This window comes from Nocardia sp. NPDC058633 (genome assembly GCF_042717045.1).
GTDB lineage: Bacteria > Actinomycetota > Actinomycetes > Mycobacteriales > Mycobacteriaceae > Nocardia.
Genome location: NZ_JBHXRA010000026.1, coordinates 1 through 17,792, shown reverse-complemented (window position 1 = coordinate 17,792; position 17,792 = coordinate 1). Strand labels below are relative to the sequence as shown.

Sequence of the window (17,792 nt, the reverse complement as noted above, 5' to 3'; positions counted from 1 at the left end):
CTCTATGATGCTGCCATTACACGCACGGTCCCGACCTCGGGGCCCGCAAGCCAGCACGCTGGTGGGGGTGGTTCGCCCCGCACCTGCCGTACCGACGTACCCGGGCGAACAGGAGGTGGAACGCCGTGCAGGGATTGATCCTGCAACTGACCCGCGCGGGGTTCCTGCTACTGCTCTGGTTGTTCGTCTGGGCCGTACTGCGGACCTTGCGCAGCGATATCTACGCGGCATCCGGCATACGGATACAGCCGAGGGCAACTCGCGGTAGCCGCGGGTCCATCGGTCTGCCCTCCTTCAGCCGAAGCCAGAAGGGCGCCAAGTATCTAGTGGTGACTCATGGTTCACTCGCCGGCACTCGAATCACGCTCGGTACGCAACCGGTTCTCATCGGACGCGCCGACGATTCGACGCTGGTACTCACCGACGACTACGCCTCGACCAGGCACGCGCGACTGTCTCAGCGTGGTGACGACTGGTACGTGGAGGACCTCGGTTCCACCAATGGCACATATCTCGACCGCGCGAAAGTCACCACCGCCGTCCGCGTTCCGCTCGGCACCCCTGTCCGAGTCGGCAAAACAGTGATCGAGCTGCGATCGTGACACTTGTTCTGCGCTACACCGCGCGAAGCGACCGCGGACTCGTCCGGGGCAACAACGAAGATTCGGTCTACGCGGGCGCACGCCTGTTAGCGCTGGCCGACGGCATGGGCGGCCACGCCGCCGGAGAAGTGGCCTCCCAGTTGATGATCGCCGCGCTGGCGCATCTCGACGACGACGAGCCCGGCGACGACATCCTCGGAAAGCTCGACCACGCCACGCATTCCGGCAACGCCGCCATCGCCGATCACGTCGAGGCCGAACCCGAACTGGACGGCATGGGCACCACGCTCACCGCCATCCTGTTCGCGGGGCGCAAGCTCGGCCTGGTCCATATCGGCGACTCGCGGGCCTACATGCTGCGAGACGGCGAACTGACCCAGATCACCCGCGACGACACGTTCGTGCAGTCGCTGGTCGACGAGGGCCGGATCACCCCGGAGCAGGCGCACACCCATCCGCAGCGTTCGCTGATCATGCGTGCCCTCACCGGCAACGAGATCGAGCCGACGTTGATCATGCGCGAATCCCGCGCCGGTGACCGTTATCTACTGTGCTCCGACGGACTTTCGGACGTGGTGAGCGACGAGACCATCGGCAACACCATGCGCGAGGGCAATACCGACGAGTGCGCCGACCGGCTCATCGAGCTGGCCCTGCGCAGCGGTGGCCCGGACAATGTGACCGTCGTCGTCGCCGATGTGATCGACCTCGACTACGGCCAGAGCCACCCGATTCTCGCGGGCGCCGCCTCCACCGAGGAGGAGGAAGACTCCCCGCCGCCGAACACCGCGGCGGGGCGCGCCGCCGCCATGCGCCCGCCGCGCGCGCAACCGCGCCGGGCCGCCGCGGCACCGCCGCCGCCGGAGACCACCTCGCACAAGCTGCGCTGGCTGCTGCTGTCGCTGGCGTTGATCGCCGCGGTCGCCGTCGGACTCGTGGTGGGCTACAAGATGATTCGCAGCAACTACTACGTGGGCGCCGACAACGACAAGGTGGTCGTGATGCGCGGCCTGCCCGGTTCGATCCTCGGCTACTCGATCCACGACGTGGAGCTCACAGGTTGTGTGAACAACAAGAGCGAGCTCACCCTCGTCGAGGTCGGCAAGTCCGCGCCGACCGGTTGCAAATCGCTGATGGTCAGCGATCTCAAGCAGACCGGGCGCGACCAGGTGCAGAAGGGCCTGCCGCCGGATTCGCTGGACAAGGCGCGCGGCAGCATGAAGGTGCTGGCACAGAACGAACTCCTGCCGCCGTGCCCGAAGAAGGAATCGGTGCCCCAGCCCGGCGTACTGCCGCCCGAGCAGACCCCGGTGAACCCCGGTGGCGCACCGACTCCCGGTCCTGATCAGCCCGCCACCCCGACCACGACCCCCGCGCCGACCACCACGACCGTTCCCCCGACAACCCCGCAGATCTCAGGGGAGAACTGCCGGGTGACGGACTGATGTCCGCTCCGCCACCGCCGTCGGCCGGGGCGTTCCCCAGCCCCCCTGGTGGATTCGCGCCCGCGCCGCCGCCCTCCACGCGACGCAACCACGAGTTGCTGCTGCTCGCGGGGGCGGCGGGGATCACGACGGTGTCGTTGTTCATTGTCGAGGCGAGCCAGGAACAGTCGATCACCTGGGACATCGCCAAGTACGGTGTGGCGTTCCTCGCGCTGTTCGGGATCGCCCATCTCGCGGTGCGCCGGTTCGCGCCGTTCGCCGATCCCCTGCTGCTACCGATTGTCGCGCTGCTCAACGGACTAGGCCTCGTGCTGATCCACCGGCTCGATCTCGCGGAAGCGCAGAAAGCAGCGTACGACGCCACGCCGGTGCCCTCCCCCGACGCCAACCAGCAGATCATGTGGACCGGCTTGGGCATCGTGGTGTTCATCGGCCTGCTCATCGTCTTGCGGGACTACCGCACGCTGGCGCGTTACACCTACACCCTAGGCCTGGTCGGCCTGATCGCGCTGGCGATTCCGGCACTGTTGCCGAGCCGGTTCTCCGAAGTCAACGGCGCCAAGATCTGGATCCGGTTGCCCGGATTCAGCATGCAGCCGGGCGAATTCGCGAAGATCCTGCTGATCATCTTCTTCGCGGGCGTGCTGGTGGCCAAGCGCGATCTGTTCACCGCGGCGGGCAAGCACTTCCTCGGCATGGAATTTCCGCGCCCGCGCGATATGGGTCCGATCCTGATCGTCTGGATCGTCTGCATCGGCGTGCTGGTATTCGAGAAAGACCTGGGTACTTCGCTGCTCATCTTCGGCACGGTGCTGGTGATGATCTACATCGCCACCGAGCGGGTGGGCTGGCTGATCATCGGCGGCGGGCTGCTCGCGCTCGGATTCGTGTTCGCCTATCAGCTGTTCGGGCACGTGCGCGTGCGCGTGGACACCTGGCTGCACCCGTTCGACGACTACCACAACACCGGCTACCAGATCTCGCAGTCGATGTTCGGTTTCGCCACCGGCGGGCTGGCCGGTACGGGCCTCGGCAGTGGACGTCCCGATCAGGTGCCGTTCGCCAAGACCGACTTCGTCGTCACCACCATCGGCGAGGAACTCGGGCTGATCGGGCTCACCGCGGTGCTGATGCTGTTCCTGATCTTCATCGTCCGTGGGCTGCGCACCGCGCTGGCCGTGCGGGACAGTTTCGGCAAGCTGCTCGCGGCGGGCCTGGCCTTCACCATCGCGATCCAGGTGTTCGTGGTCGTCGGCGGTGTCACCAAACTGATTCCACTCACCGGTCTGACCACGCCGTTCATCTCCTACGGCGGTTCGTCGTTGCTGGCGAACTACGCGCTGCTCGGACTGCTGATGAAGATCTCCGACGCGGCCCGCGCACCGGCTCCGGCGCGTAAGCGCGCGCCGGCACCGATCGCCGACGCGGCGACCGAGCTGGTCCGCAGGCCGGAAAGCAGGGTGAGCGAATGAACACACCACTGCGTCGCGTCGCCGTCGCCGTCATGGTGATGGTGGTGGCGTTGCTCGTGAACGCGACCTATCTGCAGGTGGTCAAGGCCGACGACCTGCGCAGCGATCCGCGTAACTCGCGGGTGCTGCTCGACGAGTACTCCCGCCAGCGCGGCCAGATCTCCGCGGGCGGCACCGTGCTCGCCGGCTCGGTCGCCACCGATGACCGGTACAAGTACCTGCGCCAATATCCCTCCACCCCACCGGCCTACGCGCCGGTCACCGGCTTCTACTCGATGCAGTACGCCAAGACCGGGCTGGAGCTGGCCGAGGATCCGCTGCTGTCGGGCAATGATTCGAGCCTGTTCGGCCGACGGCTCGTCGACATGTTCTCCGGCCGTGATCCGCGCGGGGCCAACGTGCTCACCACGTTGAACCCGGTGATGCAGCAGGTCGCCTACGACGAGATGACGTCGAAGGGCTACACCGGCGCGGTCGTGGCGATCGAGCCGAGCACCGGCAAGATCTTGACCATGGTCTCCACGCCGAGCTACGACCCCAACGAGCTGTCGGCCCACGACGGGGCGGCGGGGCGCGCGGCCTGGGAGCGGCTCAGCACCGATCCGGCCCAGCCGATGCTCAATCGCGCTGTCTCGCAGACCTATCCGCCCGGTTCGACGTTCAAGACCGTCGTCACCGCGGCCGCGTTGTCGAACGGCGTCGCCGGCCCGAACGACCAGTTCACCGCGGCGCCCAACATCACCCTGCCCGGTACCAGCACCACGCTGGAGAACTACAACGGCAGCACCTGCGGTGACCAGCCGACCGCCAGTCTCTACGAGGCGTTCCGGCGTTCGTGCAACACCGCGTTCGTCGAACTCGGGGTGAAGGTCGGCGCGGCCAAGCTCAAGGACGAGGCCGCCGCGTTCGGCATCGGGGTCGAGGATCCGCCCGGTGTGCCGATCCCGGTCGCCGAATCGACGGTCGGCCCGATCCCGGACAACGCCGCGCTCGGCCAGTCGAGCATCGGTCAGCGCGATGTGGCGGTGACCCCGCTCAACATCGCGGTGGTCGCGGCGACCATCGCCAACGGCGGCACCAGGATGCAGCCGTACCTGGTCGACCAGACCCAGGCGCCCGATCTGTCCGAGCTCAGCAAGACCAAGCCGGTCAGCGTCGGGCAGGCGGTGAGCCCCCAGGTAGCGTCGACGCTGACGGATCTGATGGTCGCCTCGGAGGCCAATACCGCGGGCGGTGGCCGGTCGCCGTACCAGATCGCGTCCAAGACCGGAACCGCCGAACACGGCAGCAATCCCCGTAACACCCCGCCACACGCCTGGTATATGGCCTTCGCGCCCGCGCAGAACCCGAAGATCGCCATCGCGGTGATCGTCGAGAACGGCGGCAATCGGGCGCTCGCGGCCACCGGCGGTTCGGTAGCCGCGCCGGTCGCCAGGGCGGTACTGGACGCGGGCCTGGCAGGGGGCTGAACGAAATGAGTGTGCGAGTGACAACACGGGGGCCCCGATGCTGAACAACGGCGCCATGATCGCCGACCGCTACCGCCTGCAGCGGCTCATCGCCACGGGCGGTATGGGTCAGGTGTGGGAGGCGATGGACACTCGGCTCGACCGCCGGGTGGCGGTCAAGGTCCTCAAGACCGAGTTCTCCGCCGACCCGACCTTCCGTGCGCGGTTCCGCGTCGAGGCGCGCACCACCGCGCAGCTCAACGCGCCCGGGATCGCGGGCATCTACGACTACGGCGAGACCACCGACCCGTCGGGCGGCGAGACCGCCTACCTGGTGATGGAGCTCGTGCAGGGCGAACCGCTCAACGCGGTGCTCAACCGGATGGGCAGGCTCTCGGTCATCCAGGGCCTCGACATGCTCGAGCAGACCGGGCGCGCGCTCGAGGTCGCGCACGCGGCGGGCGTGGTGCACCGTGACGTGAAGCCGGGCAACATCCTGGTCACGCCGACCGGTCAGGTGAAGATCACCGACTTCGGCATCGCCAAGGCGGTCGACGCCTCGCCGGTGACCAAGACCGGCATGGTGATGGGCACCGCCCAGTACATCGCGCCCGAACAGGCCGTCGGCGAGGACGCCACCGCGGCCTCGGACGTGTACTCACTGGGGATCGTCGGCTACGAAGCACTGGCCGGAGTCCGCCCGTTCACCGGCGAGGGCGCGATCACGGTCGCGATGAAGCACGTGCGTGACGCGCCGCCGCCGATGCCCGACGATCTGCCCGCGAACGTGCACGAGCTGATCGCGATCACGATGGCCAAGGATCCGCTGCAGCGCTACAGCAGCGGCGGCGAGTTCGCCGATGCCGTGGCCGCGGTGCGCGCCGGGCATATGCCGCCCGTCCCCGGCGGCGCCGCCGGCACGCCGATGACGGGCGCGACCAGGGTCCTTCCGCCCGGACCGACCGTGGCGATTCCGGCCGCGGCCACGGCTGGGGCTGCGGCCGACTACGACGGCGCGACCATGCGTTTCGGCCATCAGCCCGGTGGCCCGGTCGGTCCGCCCACCGGCGGCTACAGCGGCCCGGCCACCCAGGCCGCGGCGCCCGCGCCGGTTCCGGCGAGCAACGCCAAGAACAACCAGAAGTGGCTGATCGCGCTCGGTGTCGGCGCACTGCTGCTCGGTGGCGGTGTGCTGTGGCTGTTGTTCGGCGGTGAACCCAACCGCGGTACGGGGCCGACGACCACCACCGTGCAGACCACGAGGCCGGTGCCGCCGCCGGTGACCACCACCCGGCCCCTGCCGCCGCCGGTCGTCACCACCGAGGAACAGCCCACCACGGAACCGCCGCGCCCGACGACCACCACCGAGGTGCCGCCCACCACCACGGTGCCGCCGACCACCACGGTGCCGCCGACCACCACGACCAAGCCCACGCCGACCACCACGGCCAAGACGACCAAACCGGAGTCGACCACCACGGCGCCCGCCGTGGGCACCACCACCGTGGGTCGGCCCCGGCTGCCCACCTTCGACCTGCCGTTCCCCGATGGCGACACGGCCGTAGGCCCGAACATAGGACGACGATGACAACCCCGAAGAATCTCTCCTCGCGGTACGAGCTGGGCGAGATCATCGGGTTCGGCGGCATGTCGGAGGTGCACCGCGCCCGCGACGTACGCCTGTCCCGCGACGTCGCGATCAAAGTGCTACGCGCCGATCTGGCCCGCGATCCCACGTTCTACCTGCGGTTCAAGCGCGAAGCCCAGAACGCCGCCGCGCTGAACCACCCGGCCATCGTGGCCGTGTACGACACCGGCGAGGCCACCGTCGACGGCGGGCCGCTGCCCTACATCGTCATGGAGTACGTCGAGGGCGACACCCTGCGCGACATCGTGCGCGGCAAGGGTCCCCTGGCGCCGCGCAAGGCGATGGAAGTCGTGGCCGACGTGTGCGCCGCGCTCGATTTCAGCCACAAGGCCGGGATCGTGCACCGCGATATGAAGCCGGCCAACATCATGATCAACCGCGCCGGTGCCGTGAAGGTGATGGACTTCGGCATCGCCCGGGCGATCGCCGACAGCGCCAACCCGATGACCCAGACCGCCGCGGTGATCGGCACCGCGCAGTACCTCTCGCCCGAGCAGGCGCGCGGCGAGACCGTCGACGCCCGGTCGGATGTGTACTCGGTCGGCTGCGTGCTGTTCGAGATCCTCACCGGGCAGCCGCCGTTCACCGGTGATTCGCCGGTCGCGGTCGCCTACCAGCACGTGAAGGAAGATCCGCCGCTGCCGTCGTCGGTCAATCCCGGCGTGCCGCGCGAGCTCGATTCGGTGATCCTCAAGGCGATGGCCAAGAACCCGGCCAACCGGTACCAGACGGCCGCGGAGATGCGGGCCGATCTGATCCGGGTACTCGGCGGGCAGCGGCCGAGCGCGCCGATGGTGATGAACGACGAAGACCGCACCGACATGGACTACGACGACGAGCCCGGCGCGCGGACCTTCCACGACCGCCGCGACGACACGTCCGAACATGCCGCCATCGGGCCGCCCGGCGAGGAGCGCAACCGCACCGGGCTGATCGCCCTCGGTGTCGCGGCGGCGCTGGCGGTCGCGTTCGGGCTGTTCTGGGTGCTGGTGGGTCCCGGTAGCAAGGCCGATCAGGTGGCGATTCCCGATCTGTCGGGCAGGCCCGCCCAGCAGGCGCAGACCGACCTGCGCAGCGCCGGTTTCCATGTGGCCGTGCAGGAGAAGCCCGACGGCAAGGTGGCGCCCGGCAATGTGATCGCCACCCAGCCGCTCGGCGGTTCGCGCATCGACAAGGGCAGCACGGTGACGTTGCAGGTCTCGACCGGACCGACACAGGTGCAGCTGCCGCGGCTGATCGGCATGAGCCAGGCCGACGCCGAGCGGCAGCTGAACGCGCTGGGCCTGCAACTGGATCCGAAGGTGGCGCGCGAGCCGTCGAGTACGGCCGACACCGACAAGGTGATCGCGCAGGATCCGAGCGCGGGCGTGCGCGTCGACATCGACCGTCCGATCGTGATCACCATCGGGTCCGGTCCCGAGGAAGTCCGTGTGCCGACCGTGGTCGGCCAGGACATCTCCGTCGCCCAGCCCAATCTGGTCGACTCCGCCGGCTTCAAGGTCGAGATCCAGGAAGTGAAGTCCTCGCAGCCGAAGGGACAGGTGCTGTCCACCAGCCCGGCAGGCGGCACCAACGCGGAGAAGGGCTCGACCATCACCGTCCAGGTCTCCGCCGGTGACCGGATCACCATCCCCGATCTGACCGGGCTCACCCCGGTGCAGGCGCAGGAGACGTTGCGCGGGCTCGGCTGGACCGGTCAGCTCAGCCAGACCACGGTGATCACACTCGACGGCAATGCCTCGGGCAGGATCGTCGGGCAGAATCCGGCGGGCGGTTCGTCGGTGACGATCAACAGCAACGTGGTGCTGCACGTGGGAGCTTCGCCGATTCCGCGTTGAGGTCTCGATTGGATGGCGAACGCGCCTGCGGCGGCTACGCGGGCGCAGAATGAGGCTGCTTTCATCCATCCAGCGTTGCTGACGAGGAGGCAGACCCTATGACGACAGCCAGGGACATCATGAAGCCCGGTGCGCAGTGGATCACCCGAGGTGACACCGTGACGACCGCGGCCACGGCGATGGCCGATCTCGGCGTCGGATCGATCGTCGTCGCCGATGACGACGAGCGCATGTGCGGCATCATCACCGACCGCGACATCGTGGTGAAGTGCGTCGCGCTCGGGCTGTCCCCGGATCTGACGACGGCGGCCGAACTCTGTGAGTCGACGCCGCGGTGGGTCAGCGCCGACGCCGATGTGGAGGATGTGCTCGACCAGATGGAATCGCACCGGGTGAAGCGGATGCCGGTGATCGAGAACAAGCGCCTGGTCGGGATGATCAGCGAGGCCGATCTGGCTCGCCACCTCGACGACAATCAGCTCGGCGAATTCGTGACCGCCATCTACGGGCGGCCCTGAACTAGCTCAGATCCAGGTGGGTGTTCATCGACCTGGCCGCCGCGGCCAGGTCGGTGAGTTCCACCACGCGCACACCGTGGGTGCGGAGTTTGTCCACACCCTCGCAGGCGGCGACGAACAGGCTCGGCTCGCGCCAGGCGATGACCACCGTGGGAATGCCCGCGTCCAGGATGCGGTCGGTGCACGGCAGCCGCGTGACGGTGGCGCGGGTGGAGCACGGTTCGAGGGTGCTGTAGATCGTCGCCCTGGTGAGCCGCGGGTCGTCGGGGTCGAGCTTGTTCAGCGCGGCCTCCTCGGCGTGCACTTTCTCGTCGGTTTCCCGGGAGAAGCCGGTCGCGATCTCCACACCGTCGGCGACGATCACCGCGCCTACCGAATAGGCCGTCTCGCTGGGCGGACAGTTCCTGGCGAGCTCTATCGCCCTGTGCATGAACCGGTGGTCGGTGTCTTCGTGGCTCATGTCGTTTCCCTGTGGTCGGCGAGTTATCCACAACCCCGGCGTGATGTGGAATCGGTCATGTTCAGGTGTGGAGCAAAGTTGTCCGCGAACTGTGAACAGCCGCATTTTCCCAGGTCAGTGTCATGAACTTGTTCGCGGTACCAGTTATTTGACGGGTTCGGTGTCGGGTCTGACCAGGTAGTTCAGCACAGCGACATCCCCAAGTTGTTCCACACCCGCCAGGTGCAGCCTGCGACCGGCGCCGCCCGGGAAATCGGCGGGGCCGACGAAGCGTGGGGCCGCCGGGTCACCGACCAGGATCGGGGCGATCGCCAGGCGGATCTCGTCGACCAGACCGGCGGCGAGGAAGCCGGTGTGCATGCCGGTGCCGCCTTCGACCATGAGCCTGTGGATACCTCGCGCCCGGAGGTCGTCGACGAGAGCGGGGAGCGCGAGCCGCTCGCCGAGGCTGATCACCCGCGCGAGTCCGTCGAGGCGGCTGCCCAGCTTCGCGGCGCCCGCGTCACCGGTGTAGACGAGTTTGTCGCCACCGGTGTGCCAGAACCGCAACCGCGGATCGAGGTCTCCGGACTCGGTGACGGTCACTTTCATCGGATACTCCGGCTTGCCCGCCGCCACCCGCGCTGCCCGGCGCTCGGCACTGTTCACCAGCAGCCGCGGATTGTCGGTGCGCAGTGTCTGCGCACCGATCAGGATGGCGTCGGATTCGGCGCGAATCCGGTCGACCTGATCGAAATCGGCGGTGTTCGACAGCAGCAGTCGCTGCGCGCTCGCGTCATCGATATAGCCGTCGAGGCTGGCCGCGACCGAAAGCAGAACCCTCACTGTGACCCTCCGGTGTTCAGCTTCGCTCCTTCTGTCGGTCCAGCGTCGAGACGGGCACCTACCGAGTCACGAGCGCGGCGACCTCCGCCTCGAGCGCGCAGACCAGCGCCTCCGACGGGCGTTCGCCGCAGACCTCGAGCCAGTTGGCGAGCATCCGGTGCCCGCCCTGGGTGAGTACGGACTCGGGGTGGAACTGCACGCCGTGGATGGGCAGGGTGCGGTGGCGCATCGCCATCACGATGCCGCTCTCGGTGTGGCCGACGACCACCAGTTCTTCGGGCACGGTCTCCGGCAGAACCGTCAGCGAGTGGTAGCGGGTGGCGGTGAAGGGGTCGGGCAAGCCGGCCAACACGCCCGACCCGAGATGGAACACCTCGCTGGTTTTACCGTGCAGAAGTTCGGGCGCCCGGTCGACGGTGCCGCCGAACGCCTCGCCGATCGCCTGATGCCCGAGGCACACACCGAGCAGCGGCACAGTGTGCTTCGCGGCCGCGTGCACGAGCGGGATGCTCGCGCCCGCGCGGTCGGGGCTGCCCGGGCCGGGACTCACCAACACGCCGTCGAAGGTGCCGCCGGAGTCGCCGAGGGTGAGCAGGGTGTCCAGGTCGTCGAGGCGGGGGTCGTCGTTGCGCCACACCACGACGTCGGCACCAAGCTGGCCGAGGTACTGCACCAGGTTGAACACGAAGCTGTCGTAGTTGTCGACGACCAATACACGCATGCGTCGAGGGTACGTGGCGGCCTGGTAGGTCGTCGCATCCATTGCCTGGTGGGATAGCCTAGGAGTTCCAGTACTGTCGAATTCGAGGACGTCATGCCCAAGTCCAAGGTCCGCAAGAAGGCCGACTACACCCCGAGCCCCGCCAGCCGCACGCCGGTGAAGGTGAAAGCGGGGCCGTCGCCGGTCTGGTACGTCGCGATCATGCTGGGCTTCATGCTCGCCGGCCTGGTGTGGCTGATCGTCTATTACCTGGCAGCCGAGCACATCGGCTTCATGAACGACCTGAACGCGTGGAACTTCCTGATCGGGTTCGGCCTGATGGTCGTCGGCCTGATCATGACCATGCGTTGGCGCTGATCACAGCGGATTACACCGGTGTTATTCATGCACACCTGTGGATAACCCTGTGCACAACTCGAGGATAGAGGGGCGAGCAGCCGCGTGAACGACGCACAACCCGTCTCGTGGTCGACCCCGGTCGCGGGCTTGCTCGCTGTCACCGGTGGCGGAATCCTGCTGGTCGTGGCCGCGATCCTCGCCCAGGACGGGCCGAGCAGGCTGCTCGTCGGCATCGCCGCGGTCGCGGTGCTGGCCATGGCGGCACTGGGTATCCGGCAGCGACCCCGGCTCACCATGGTTCCCGGCTCCGCGCCGCGCCTGGTGGTCGGCACCCTCACCGGCCCGAAGGAATACCCGCTCGACCGCATCGACCGGATCCGGATGGTGTCCTACCGCCGCATCGGCCGCAAAACCGCGATGCTCGAGGTCGATGTCCGTCATGACGACACCGAGCGTTTGCTGATCTTCGGCCGCTGGGACCTCGGCACCAACCCCCACGATGTGTACGACGCGCTGGTCGTGAACGGTTTCACTGTGTCATAGGCGGCCGGCGCCGCTGTTCTCGGCGCTCGACTCCGCCTGACGTTGTTTCACGTGAAGCAAAGAACTCCCAGCCGCGATGATCTGCGGCGGGGAGTTCTGTGTGTGTGGCCTTGATCAGTCGATACTCACGGCCGAGATGATGACCGGCTCGGTGGGACGATCATTGCGATCGGTCTTCACCGAGGCGATCGCGTCGACCACCTTGCGCGAATCGGGGTCGACCACCTCGCCGAAGATCGAGTGCTTGCGGTTCAGGTGCGGCTGCGCGCCGACGGTGATGAAGAACTGCGAACCATTGGTCTCGGTGCCCGCGCCCGCATTGGCCATCGCGAGCAGATAGCCGCGATCGAAGCGCAGATCCGGGTGGAACTCGTCGGCGAACTCGAAGCCCGGCCCACCGCGACCGGTGCCGGTGGGATCGCCGCCCTGGATCATGAACCCCGGGATGATCCGATGGAAGACGGCGCCGTCGTAGAACGGGCCGCTGTCGGTACCCCCGGCGTTGACGGTGGAGTACGGCGCACTGCCGTCGGCGAGACCCACGAAGTTGCGCACCGTCTTCGGGGCGTGATTACCGAAAAGCGCGATCCTGATGTCGCCGTGGTTGGTGTGCAGAGTCGCCACGGCCGTCTGGTTGGGTGAGGTCACGCAGTTATGGTGCCACGCGGCACGCCGAATCTGTTTGTGCCACGTGGTCGAATGAAGCACAGTGGTCGAATGAAGCTTCGTAACCCACTTCTCGCGTCGATCGCGCTCGCCGGGGCGGGCGCCCTGGCCTACCTGGCCCGCGCCAAGCGCCCACAACTGCCCGAACCAGCCGCCGAGCCGCCGCGTCTGGGGTACTCCCGCAACGGCTCGGCGCACTAGCTCCGGTCAGCGGCTGACCGACTTCTTGTACTGGATCTGCGCCAGCGGCACGAACACGACCAGGATCACCACGACCCAGATCAGCGACGTCGCCACCGGATTCTGCATCGACCAGGCATCCGATGGCGGCGCCAGCGGGCTGGTGTTGCCGAACAGTTCACGCACCGACTGGGTGACCGCCGACATCGGGTTCCACTCGGCGAATATCCGCAACGGCGTCGGCAGATCGTTGATCGGCACGAACGCGTTCGACAGGAAGGTCAGCGGGAAGATCACCATGAAGCTGGCGTTGTTGAACACTTCCGGTGCCCGTACCAGCAGGCCGACCACGGCCATCATCCACGACAGCGCGTACGCGAAGAGCAACATCAACGCGTAGGCCAGCACCGCGTCGAGGAACGACCCGCGGATGCGCCAGCCGACGACCAAACCGGTCAGCGACATCACCACCAGGCTGACGATGTTGATCACCACATCGCTGATGGTGCGCCCGACCAGCACTGCCGACGACGCCATCGGCAGTGATCGGAATCGGTCGATGATGCCCTTCTGCATATCCTCGGCCAGTCCCGCGCCGGTGAACGAGGCGCCGAACACCACGGTCTGGACGAAGATGCCCGCGATCAGGAATTCGCGATAGCCGCCTTCCATGCCGGGGACCTTGATCGCCGAGCCGAAGACGTAGGCGAACATGAGCACGAACATGATCGGCGACATCGTCGTGAAGATCAGCACGTCGGGCACGCGCTTGATCTTGATGACATTGCGTTTGGCGATGGTGATGCTGTCGCTGGCCACCATCGACATTCGTTCACCGAAGCTGGGATACGCCACTGCCGGCTTGTCGAGCGTGACGCTCATCGGTTCTGTCCTTTCGCGGCGCCCACGGTCTCCGACTCGCGATCGCCGTTGACGAGTTCTTCGGCTTCGTGCCCGGTGAGCGTCAGGAAGACGTCGTCGAGCGAGGGTCGGCGCAGGGCGACGTCGTTGATGGTCACCTTGTGCTCGGTGAGCCTGCCGATGGCGGTGACCAGATCCTGTGATCCGTCGGCCACCGGCACGGTGAGCTTGCGCAGGCCGGGTTCGAGATGGATCTCGCCATCGGCGAGCCCGCCGAGCACCTGCTGCGCGACGGCCAGTTGGTCGACGGCGCCGACAGTGAGTTCGATCCGGTCGCCGCCGACGAGAGCCTTCAGTTCGTCGGCTGTGCCGCGCGCGATCACCTTGCCGCGGTCGATCACCGCGATCGAATCGGCGAGGCGGTCGGCCTCTTCCATGTACTGGGTGGTGAGCAGCAGCGTGGTGCCGCCCGCGACCAACTCCTCGATGACGTCCCACAGATCGAGCCGGGCACGCGGGTCCAGACCCGTGGTCGGCTCGTCGAGGAACAGCACCGGTGGGTTGGCCACCAGCGCGCCCGCCAGGTCCAATCGCCTGCGCATTCCGCCCGAGTAGCCCTTCACCGGCCGGTCGGCGGCGTCGCTGAGCCGGAAGCGGTCGAGCAGTTCGCGGGCCCGCTCCTTACTGCGCTGGGTACCGAGGTGGTAGAGCCTGCCAACCATCTCCAGGTTCTCGAAACCGGTGAGGTATTCGTCGACCGCGGAGTACTGGCCGGAGGCGCCGATGCGCGAACGCAGGGCCTGTGGATCGTTGAGCACGTCGATTCCGGCGACGGTGGCGGTGCCTTCGTCGGGGATCAGCAGTGTGGTGAGCACGCGAACAGTCGTGGTCTTTCCCGCGCCATTGGGGCCGAGAAGCGCGGTAACGGTACCTTCCGGCACGGACAGGTCGAGCCCGTCCAGGGCGACGAGCTGCCCATACCGTTTGACCAGACCCTCGGCGACGATTGCGTCGGGCATGATTCTCCTGAAGTCGTGGTTGGCGATGTTTTGCCCAGTATTGCCCTACCCACCGACAAGTCGCATCCCCAATTCGGCGTGACTCCCCATCAGATGTACACAGATGTTCGACATGCCGAGACGCTGCGACACGCGGCGAATCGGACTGATTTTCTGTCGCACGACACGAACAAGATCACCTGTTCCCTGGATGATAGCCAAGCGCGCGACGAGAACATGTTCACCGGCAATCCTTCGTAAAACCCTGCGTACCAGGCAATTCCACTCGATGTAAGACACCTGGCAAGGTCTGGGCGCGGGTACCGCGCGGTCAGCGCGCCCCAGACGGCCACCGGCCCACGCGTCGACGTTCGAAAAATCTCACGAACTCGTACAGTGCGCGTACACGAATTCCGCGCGTATCGCGTAGGATCGTTCAGGTCGGCCCCTCCCCCCCGGGCCGACCCTACGCGGGCCTCGGCTAACTCCCCCCCTTCGCCGAGGCCCGCTCCCCATTTTCCGGCAAGGTCGCAGCTCGGCAGATCAGCCGACGCGCACCGCCACGCCGAGCGTCACAGTCCGGCCACGTTCCGGCGATCACCCGGCTACCGGGGTTATCGTCGGCCCATGGTGCCTGGTCGCGGTGCGATCGCCGGGGTCGTCCTCTCGATGACGATCCTGGTCGGTTGCGCCGGATCCACCGACGAAGAGCGCCCTTCGGCCACAGCCACGGCCATGGCCACGACCACGGCTGAACTCCCCCCGAATCAAGTCGCCGGAGTCGCCCTGCCCGCCGACGCGGTCGACAAAGCAGTCGGAAAGCTCGATGAGCTGGCGGGTTCGCTGATGGACACCAGCGGCATCCCCGGCATGGCTGTCGCCGTCGTTCACGGCGGAAAAACCGTGTATGCCAAGGGTTTCGGTGTTCGCGCCGCCGGCGCGCCGGACAAGGTCGACGCCGACACCGTCTTCCAACTGGCCTCGGTGTCGAAGTCGCTCGCCGCGACCGTGGTGGCCAACCAGGTCGGTGCGCAGGCGGTCGAGTGGACGACCCCGGTCATCACCCACCTTCCGTCGTTCGCGCTCGCCGACCCCGCCACCACCGCCCAGCTCACCGTCGGCGACCTGCTCGCACACCGCAGCGGCCTGCCCGACCACGCGGGCGACCGGCTCGAAGACCTCGGCTACGACCAGGCCGCGATCTTCGACAAGCTGCGCATGGAACCCCTCGACCCGTTCCGGATCACCTACCACTACACCAACTTCGGCTTCACCGCCGGCGCCGAAGCCGTGGCCGCGGCCGCCGGTAAGGACTGGGCTCAGCTGTCGTCCGATGTGCTCTACACACCACTGGGCATGCGCGACACCAGCTCTCGCTTCGACGACTTCCACGCTCGGCCCAATCATGCTGTGGGGCATGTGAACATCGACGGCGAATGGGTTGCCCGCTATGTGCGCGACCCCGACCCGCAATCCCCCGCGGGCGGGGCGAGCTCGTCGGTGAACGACATGGCCCGCTGGCTGACGATGCTGCTCGGTAACGGCACCGCGGGCGCGACCACCATCGCCCCGGCCGAAGCGCTGCTGCCCGCCGTGACGCCCCAGATCGTCTCGGCGCCGCCGACCAGCCCCGCCGCGCGGGCAGGCAGCTACGGGTACGGCTTCAACGTGTCGGTCTCCTCGGCGGGTCGTACCGCCAACAGCCATTCCGGCGCCTTCACCCTCGGCGCGGCGACCACCTTCCTGGTGATCCCGTCCGCCGACGTGGCCATCGTCGCGCTGACGAACGCGGCGCCACTCGGCATCCCGGAGACGCTGACCGCCGAGTTCGGCGATCTGGTGCAGTTCGGCGAGATACGCGAGGACTGGCGCGGGCTGTATCGCGACGCGTTCACCGGGGTCAACGAGCCCGAAGGCGACCTGTCCGGCAAGCCGGCCCCGGCGAATCCGGCACCCGCACAGCCACTGTCGACCTACGCGGACACCTATGACAGCGAGTATTGGGGCCCCGCGACGATCTCGGCCACCGACACGGGCTTGGTCCTCACCATCGGACCCGCGCGCCGGGAGTATCCGCTGCGGCATTGGGACGGTGACACCTTCGCCTTCGAGCCCAGCGGCGAGAACGCCCCGCCGGGCAGCGTCTCCTCGGTCCGGTTCGACGACGGCACGCTGACCATCGACTACTTCGACGAGAACGGCCTCGGCACCTTCACCCGCGGCGGTTGATCAGGCGAGCGCGCGCCATGCGGTCGCCAGCCGCGCCGCCCTGACCTTGCCCGCGACCCCGAGCAGCGGCTCGTCACGCTCCCACCGCTTGCTTACCTCGGGATCTACCTGCGCCCACAGCGGCTCCAGTTCGGTTCGCAGACCGGTCAGCCGGGCGAAGAGGCCGCCGAGAGCGATGTGCACACCCGGGGAGTTCGGGTCCTCGGCACCGACACCACGGACCGTCGCAAGCAGCGCCAGCAGCTGCTCTACCGACTCCGCGGGCCACTGTGCCAGCCGGGCAACCCGAACGAGCTGTCCGAGCACAGCGGCCACCACATGGAGGTCTTCGACCGTCCGGAACGGCTTGAGATAGTCGGCGTAGCCGTCACCGGGCAGCAATTGGCCCGGTGCGGCATCGAAGGTGACTTCCGCGTGCGGGATCTCGGGTGCGAACGGCAGCGCGGGCAGCGGGGTCACCGCGGCGCGGGCGCCCGCGGGCACCAGCACGGCTCGCAGGATCGGCCTGCCGTCGGGCCGCGTACCGGCTCGGGCGATCACCACGAACCGATCGGCGAACGCACCGAGCGTGGCGAAGGATTTGGTTCCGCTGACGACACCGTCCTCGTTCACCGTGGTGGTCATCGTCGAGGGCCGCGCCCCCGCGGCCTCGGTGGCACACATCGAGGAGAGCTCAGCGGGTTCGAGCGAGGGCACCAGCGCGTGCAGCGCTTCCTGATAACCACCGAGAAACGCGGGACCTGTGCCCGCACTGTCGAATCCGGCGATCGCCGCCCGATCGACCGAACTCGCGAAATCGTGGGACCGGGCGCGGTGACGTGCCCACACCGCGGCGAAATCAGCCGAATCAGCGTCGGCGGGTGCGGCGGTGAGAAGAAAATCGAATACCGAGGAATTCACAGATGTGGAGCCTAGGGGAATCGAACCCCAGTCCGGCACCCTTTCTACCTGCGACAACGGTGGCCGTTGCGCTCATGTCCTGCGGTTCGTCGGGATTCG

Annotated in this window: 18 protein-coding genes; 11 read left to right on the top strand and 7 right to left on the bottom strand. The window is 67.5% G+C overall.

Annotation, left to right across the window (positions count from 1 at the left end; genetic code table 11):
• Window positions 1-125 precede the first annotated feature (125 nt).
• The 7 genes from ACFWUR_RS27445 (at window position 126) to ACFWUR_RS27415 (ending at window position 8,971) form a co-directional block, all read left to right on the top strand.
• Window positions 126-602, top strand: a complete 477-nt coding sequence (locus ACFWUR_RS27445) for an FHA domain-containing protein (RefSeq protein WP_266294852.1) — start codon at window positions 126-128, stop codon at window positions 600-602.
• Window positions 599-2,047: a PP2C family protein-serine/threonine phosphatase gene (locus ACFWUR_RS27440; RefSeq protein WP_378910641.1), complete on the top strand. Its 1,449-nt coding sequence runs from the start codon at window positions 599-601 to the stop codon at window positions 2,045-2,047. Before ACFWUR_RS27445 ends, ACFWUR_RS27440 begins: the two co-directional genes overlap by 4 nt.
• Window positions 2,047-3,519, top strand: a complete 1,473-nt coding sequence (locus tag ACFWUR_RS27435; protein ID WP_378910639.1) for an FtsW/RodA/SpoVE family cell cycle protein — start codon at window positions 2,047-2,049, stop codon at window positions 3,517-3,519. Before ACFWUR_RS27440 ends, ACFWUR_RS27435 begins: the two co-directional genes overlap by 1 nt.
• A complete protein-coding gene (locus ACFWUR_RS27430) occupies window positions 3,516-4,988 on the top strand; it encodes a peptidoglycan D,D-transpeptidase FtsI family protein (RefSeq protein WP_378910637.1) in 1,473 nt (490 codons plus the stop codon). The genes ACFWUR_RS27435 and ACFWUR_RS27430 overlap by 4 nt, the downstream gene beginning before the upstream one ends.
• Window positions 4,989-5,025: 37 nt before the next feature.
• Window positions 5,026-6,555 (top strand): protein kinase, encoded by a 1,530-nt coding sequence (locus ACFWUR_RS27425; protein ID WP_378910636.1) that lies wholly within the window; start codon window positions 5,026-5,028, stop codon window positions 6,553-6,555.
• A complete protein-coding gene (gene pknB / locus ACFWUR_RS27420) occupies window positions 6,552-8,453 on the top strand; it encodes a Stk1 family PASTA domain-containing Ser/Thr kinase (RefSeq protein WP_378910635.1) in 1,902 nt (633 codons plus the stop codon). The genes ACFWUR_RS27425 and pknB overlap by 4 nt, the downstream gene beginning before the upstream one ends.
• Before the next feature lie 98 nt (window positions 8,454-8,551).
• The gene (locus ACFWUR_RS27415; RefSeq protein WP_378634571.1) at window positions 8,552-8,971 is read left to right on the top strand and encodes a CBS domain-containing protein; all 420 of its coding nucleotides are present in this window, start codon (window positions 8,552-8,554) and stop codon (window positions 8,969-8,971) included.
• A 1-nt stretch (window position 8,972) separates the two neighbouring features.
• Here ACFWUR_RS27415 and ACFWUR_RS27410 read toward each other — a convergent pair whose 3' ends face one another.
• From ACFWUR_RS27410 to ACFWUR_RS27400, 3 genes are all read right to left on the bottom strand, one after another.
• Window positions 8,973-9,431 carry a deaminase gene (locus ACFWUR_RS27410; RefSeq protein ID WP_378910633.1) on the bottom strand — a complete coding sequence of 153 codons (459 nt, stop codon included), beginning with the start codon at window positions 9,429-9,431 and terminating at the stop codon, window positions 8,973-8,975.
• Window positions 9,432-9,575: 144 nt separating this feature from the next.
• Window positions 9,576-10,256, bottom strand: a complete 681-nt coding sequence (locus ACFWUR_RS27405; protein ID WP_378910631.1) for a RibD family protein — start codon at window positions 10,254-10,256, stop codon at window positions 9,576-9,578.
• 58 nt (window positions 10,257-10,314) lie between these two features.
• A complete protein-coding gene (locus ACFWUR_RS27400; protein ID WP_378910630.1) occupies window positions 10,315-10,977 on the bottom strand; it encodes an aminodeoxychorismate/anthranilate synthase component II in 663 nt (220 codons plus the stop codon).
• A gap of 93 nt (window positions 10,978-11,070) precedes the next feature.
• On the opposite strand from ACFWUR_RS27400, the gene crgA reads away from it, so the two are divergent.
• A complete protein-coding gene (gene crgA / locus ACFWUR_RS27395; protein WP_378910628.1) occupies window positions 11,071-11,334 on the top strand; it encodes a cell division protein CrgA in 264 nt (87 codons plus the stop codon).
• Between the two features lie 84 nt (window positions 11,335-11,418).
• On the top strand, window positions 11,419-11,859 hold the full coding sequence (locus ACFWUR_RS27390; RefSeq protein ID WP_378910626.1) for a PH domain-containing protein: 441 nt from the start codon (window positions 11,419-11,421) through the stop codon (window positions 11,857-11,859).
• 114 nt (window positions 11,860-11,973) lie between these two features.
• Here ACFWUR_RS27390 and ACFWUR_RS27385 read toward each other — a convergent pair whose 3' ends face one another.
• Entirely contained in the window at window positions 11,974-12,507 is a 534-nt protein-coding gene (locus ACFWUR_RS27385; protein WP_378910625.1) for a peptidylprolyl isomerase, read from the bottom strand.
• Window positions 12,508-12,576: 69 nt separating this feature from the next.
• Between ACFWUR_RS27385 and ACFWUR_RS27380 the strand changes: the two genes are divergently transcribed.
• Window positions 12,577-12,726 (top strand): hypothetical protein, encoded by a 150-nt coding sequence (locus tag ACFWUR_RS27380; protein ID WP_170112099.1) that lies wholly within the window; start codon window positions 12,577-12,579, stop codon window positions 12,724-12,726.
• A 6-nt stretch (window positions 12,727-12,732) separates the two neighbouring features.
• On the opposite strand, the gene ACFWUR_RS27375 is transcribed toward ACFWUR_RS27380, so the two are convergent.
• Both ACFWUR_RS27375 and ACFWUR_RS27370 read right to left on the bottom strand, forming a co-directional pair.
• Window positions 12,733-13,587, bottom strand: coding sequence for an ABC transporter permease (locus ACFWUR_RS27375; protein WP_378910623.1), 855 nt, complete (start codon window positions 13,585-13,587; stop codon window positions 12,733-12,735).
• Window positions 13,584-14,585 carry an ATP-binding cassette domain-containing protein gene (locus tag ACFWUR_RS27370; RefSeq protein WP_378910621.1) on the bottom strand — a complete coding sequence of 334 codons (1,002 nt, stop codon included), beginning with the start codon at window positions 14,583-14,585 and terminating at the stop codon, window positions 13,584-13,586. Before ACFWUR_RS27370 ends, ACFWUR_RS27375 begins: the two co-directional genes overlap by 4 nt.
• A gap of 606 nt (window positions 14,586-15,191) precedes the next feature.
• Here ACFWUR_RS27370 and ACFWUR_RS27365 point away from each other — a divergent pair.
• Window positions 15,192-16,793: a serine hydrolase gene (locus ACFWUR_RS27365; RefSeq protein WP_378910620.1), complete on the top strand. Its 1,602-nt coding sequence runs from the start codon at window positions 15,192-15,194 to the stop codon at window positions 16,791-16,793.
• Here ACFWUR_RS27365 and ACFWUR_RS27360 read toward each other — a convergent pair whose 3' ends face one another.
• On the bottom strand, window positions 16,794-17,693 hold the full coding sequence (locus ACFWUR_RS27360; RefSeq protein WP_378910618.1) for an acyl-CoA dehydrogenase: 900 nt from the start codon (window positions 17,691-17,693) through the stop codon (window positions 16,794-16,796).
• Window positions 17,694-17,792: the final 99 nt, after the last annotated feature.

Bases quoted from the DNA above. Each gene is read 5' to 3' on its own strand.
- ACFWUR_RS27375 (WP_378910623.1), bottom strand. From the start codon at position 13,587: ATGAGCGTCACGCTCGACAAGCCGGCAGTGGCGTATCCCAGCTTCGGT.
- ACFWUR_RS27400 (WP_378910630.1), bottom strand. From the start codon at position 10,977: ATGCGTGTATTGGTCGTCGACAACTACGACAGCTTCGTGTTCAACCTG.
- ACFWUR_RS27410 (WP_378910633.1), bottom strand. From the start codon at position 9,431: ATGAGCCACGAAGACACCGACCACCGGTTCATGCACAGGGCGATAGAG.
- ACFWUR_RS27430 (WP_378910637.1), top strand. From the start codon at position 3,516: ATGAACACACCACTGCGTCGCGTCGCCGTCGCCGTCATGGTGATGGTG.
- crgA (WP_378910628.1), top strand. From the start codon at position 11,071: ATGCCCAAGTCCAAGGTCCGCAAGAAGGCCGACTACACCCCGAGCCCC.
- ACFWUR_RS27380 (WP_170112099.1), top strand. From the start codon at position 12,577: ATGAAGCTTCGTAACCCACTTCTCGCGTCGATCGCGCTCGCCGGGGCG.
- ACFWUR_RS27365 (WP_378910620.1), top strand. From the start codon at position 15,192: ATGGTGCCTGGTCGCGGTGCGATCGCCGGGGTCGTCCTCTCGATGACG.
- ACFWUR_RS27435 (WP_378910639.1), top strand. From the start codon at position 2,047: ATGTCCGCTCCGCCACCGCCGTCGGCCGGGGCGTTCCCCAGCCCCCCT.
- pknB (WP_378910635.1), top strand. From the start codon at position 6,552: ATGACAACCCCGAAGAATCTCTCCTCGCGGTACGAGCTGGGCGAGATC.
- ACFWUR_RS27425 (WP_378910636.1), top strand. From the start codon at position 5,026: ATGCTGAACAACGGCGCCATGATCGCCGACCGCTACCGCCTGCAGCGG.
- ACFWUR_RS27415 (WP_378634571.1), top strand. From the start codon at position 8,552: ATGACGACAGCCAGGGACATCATGAAGCCCGGTGCGCAGTGGATCACC.
- ACFWUR_RS27370 (WP_378910621.1), bottom strand. From the start codon at position 14,585: ATGCCCGACGCAATCGTCGCCGAGGGTCTGGTCAAACGGTATGGGCAG.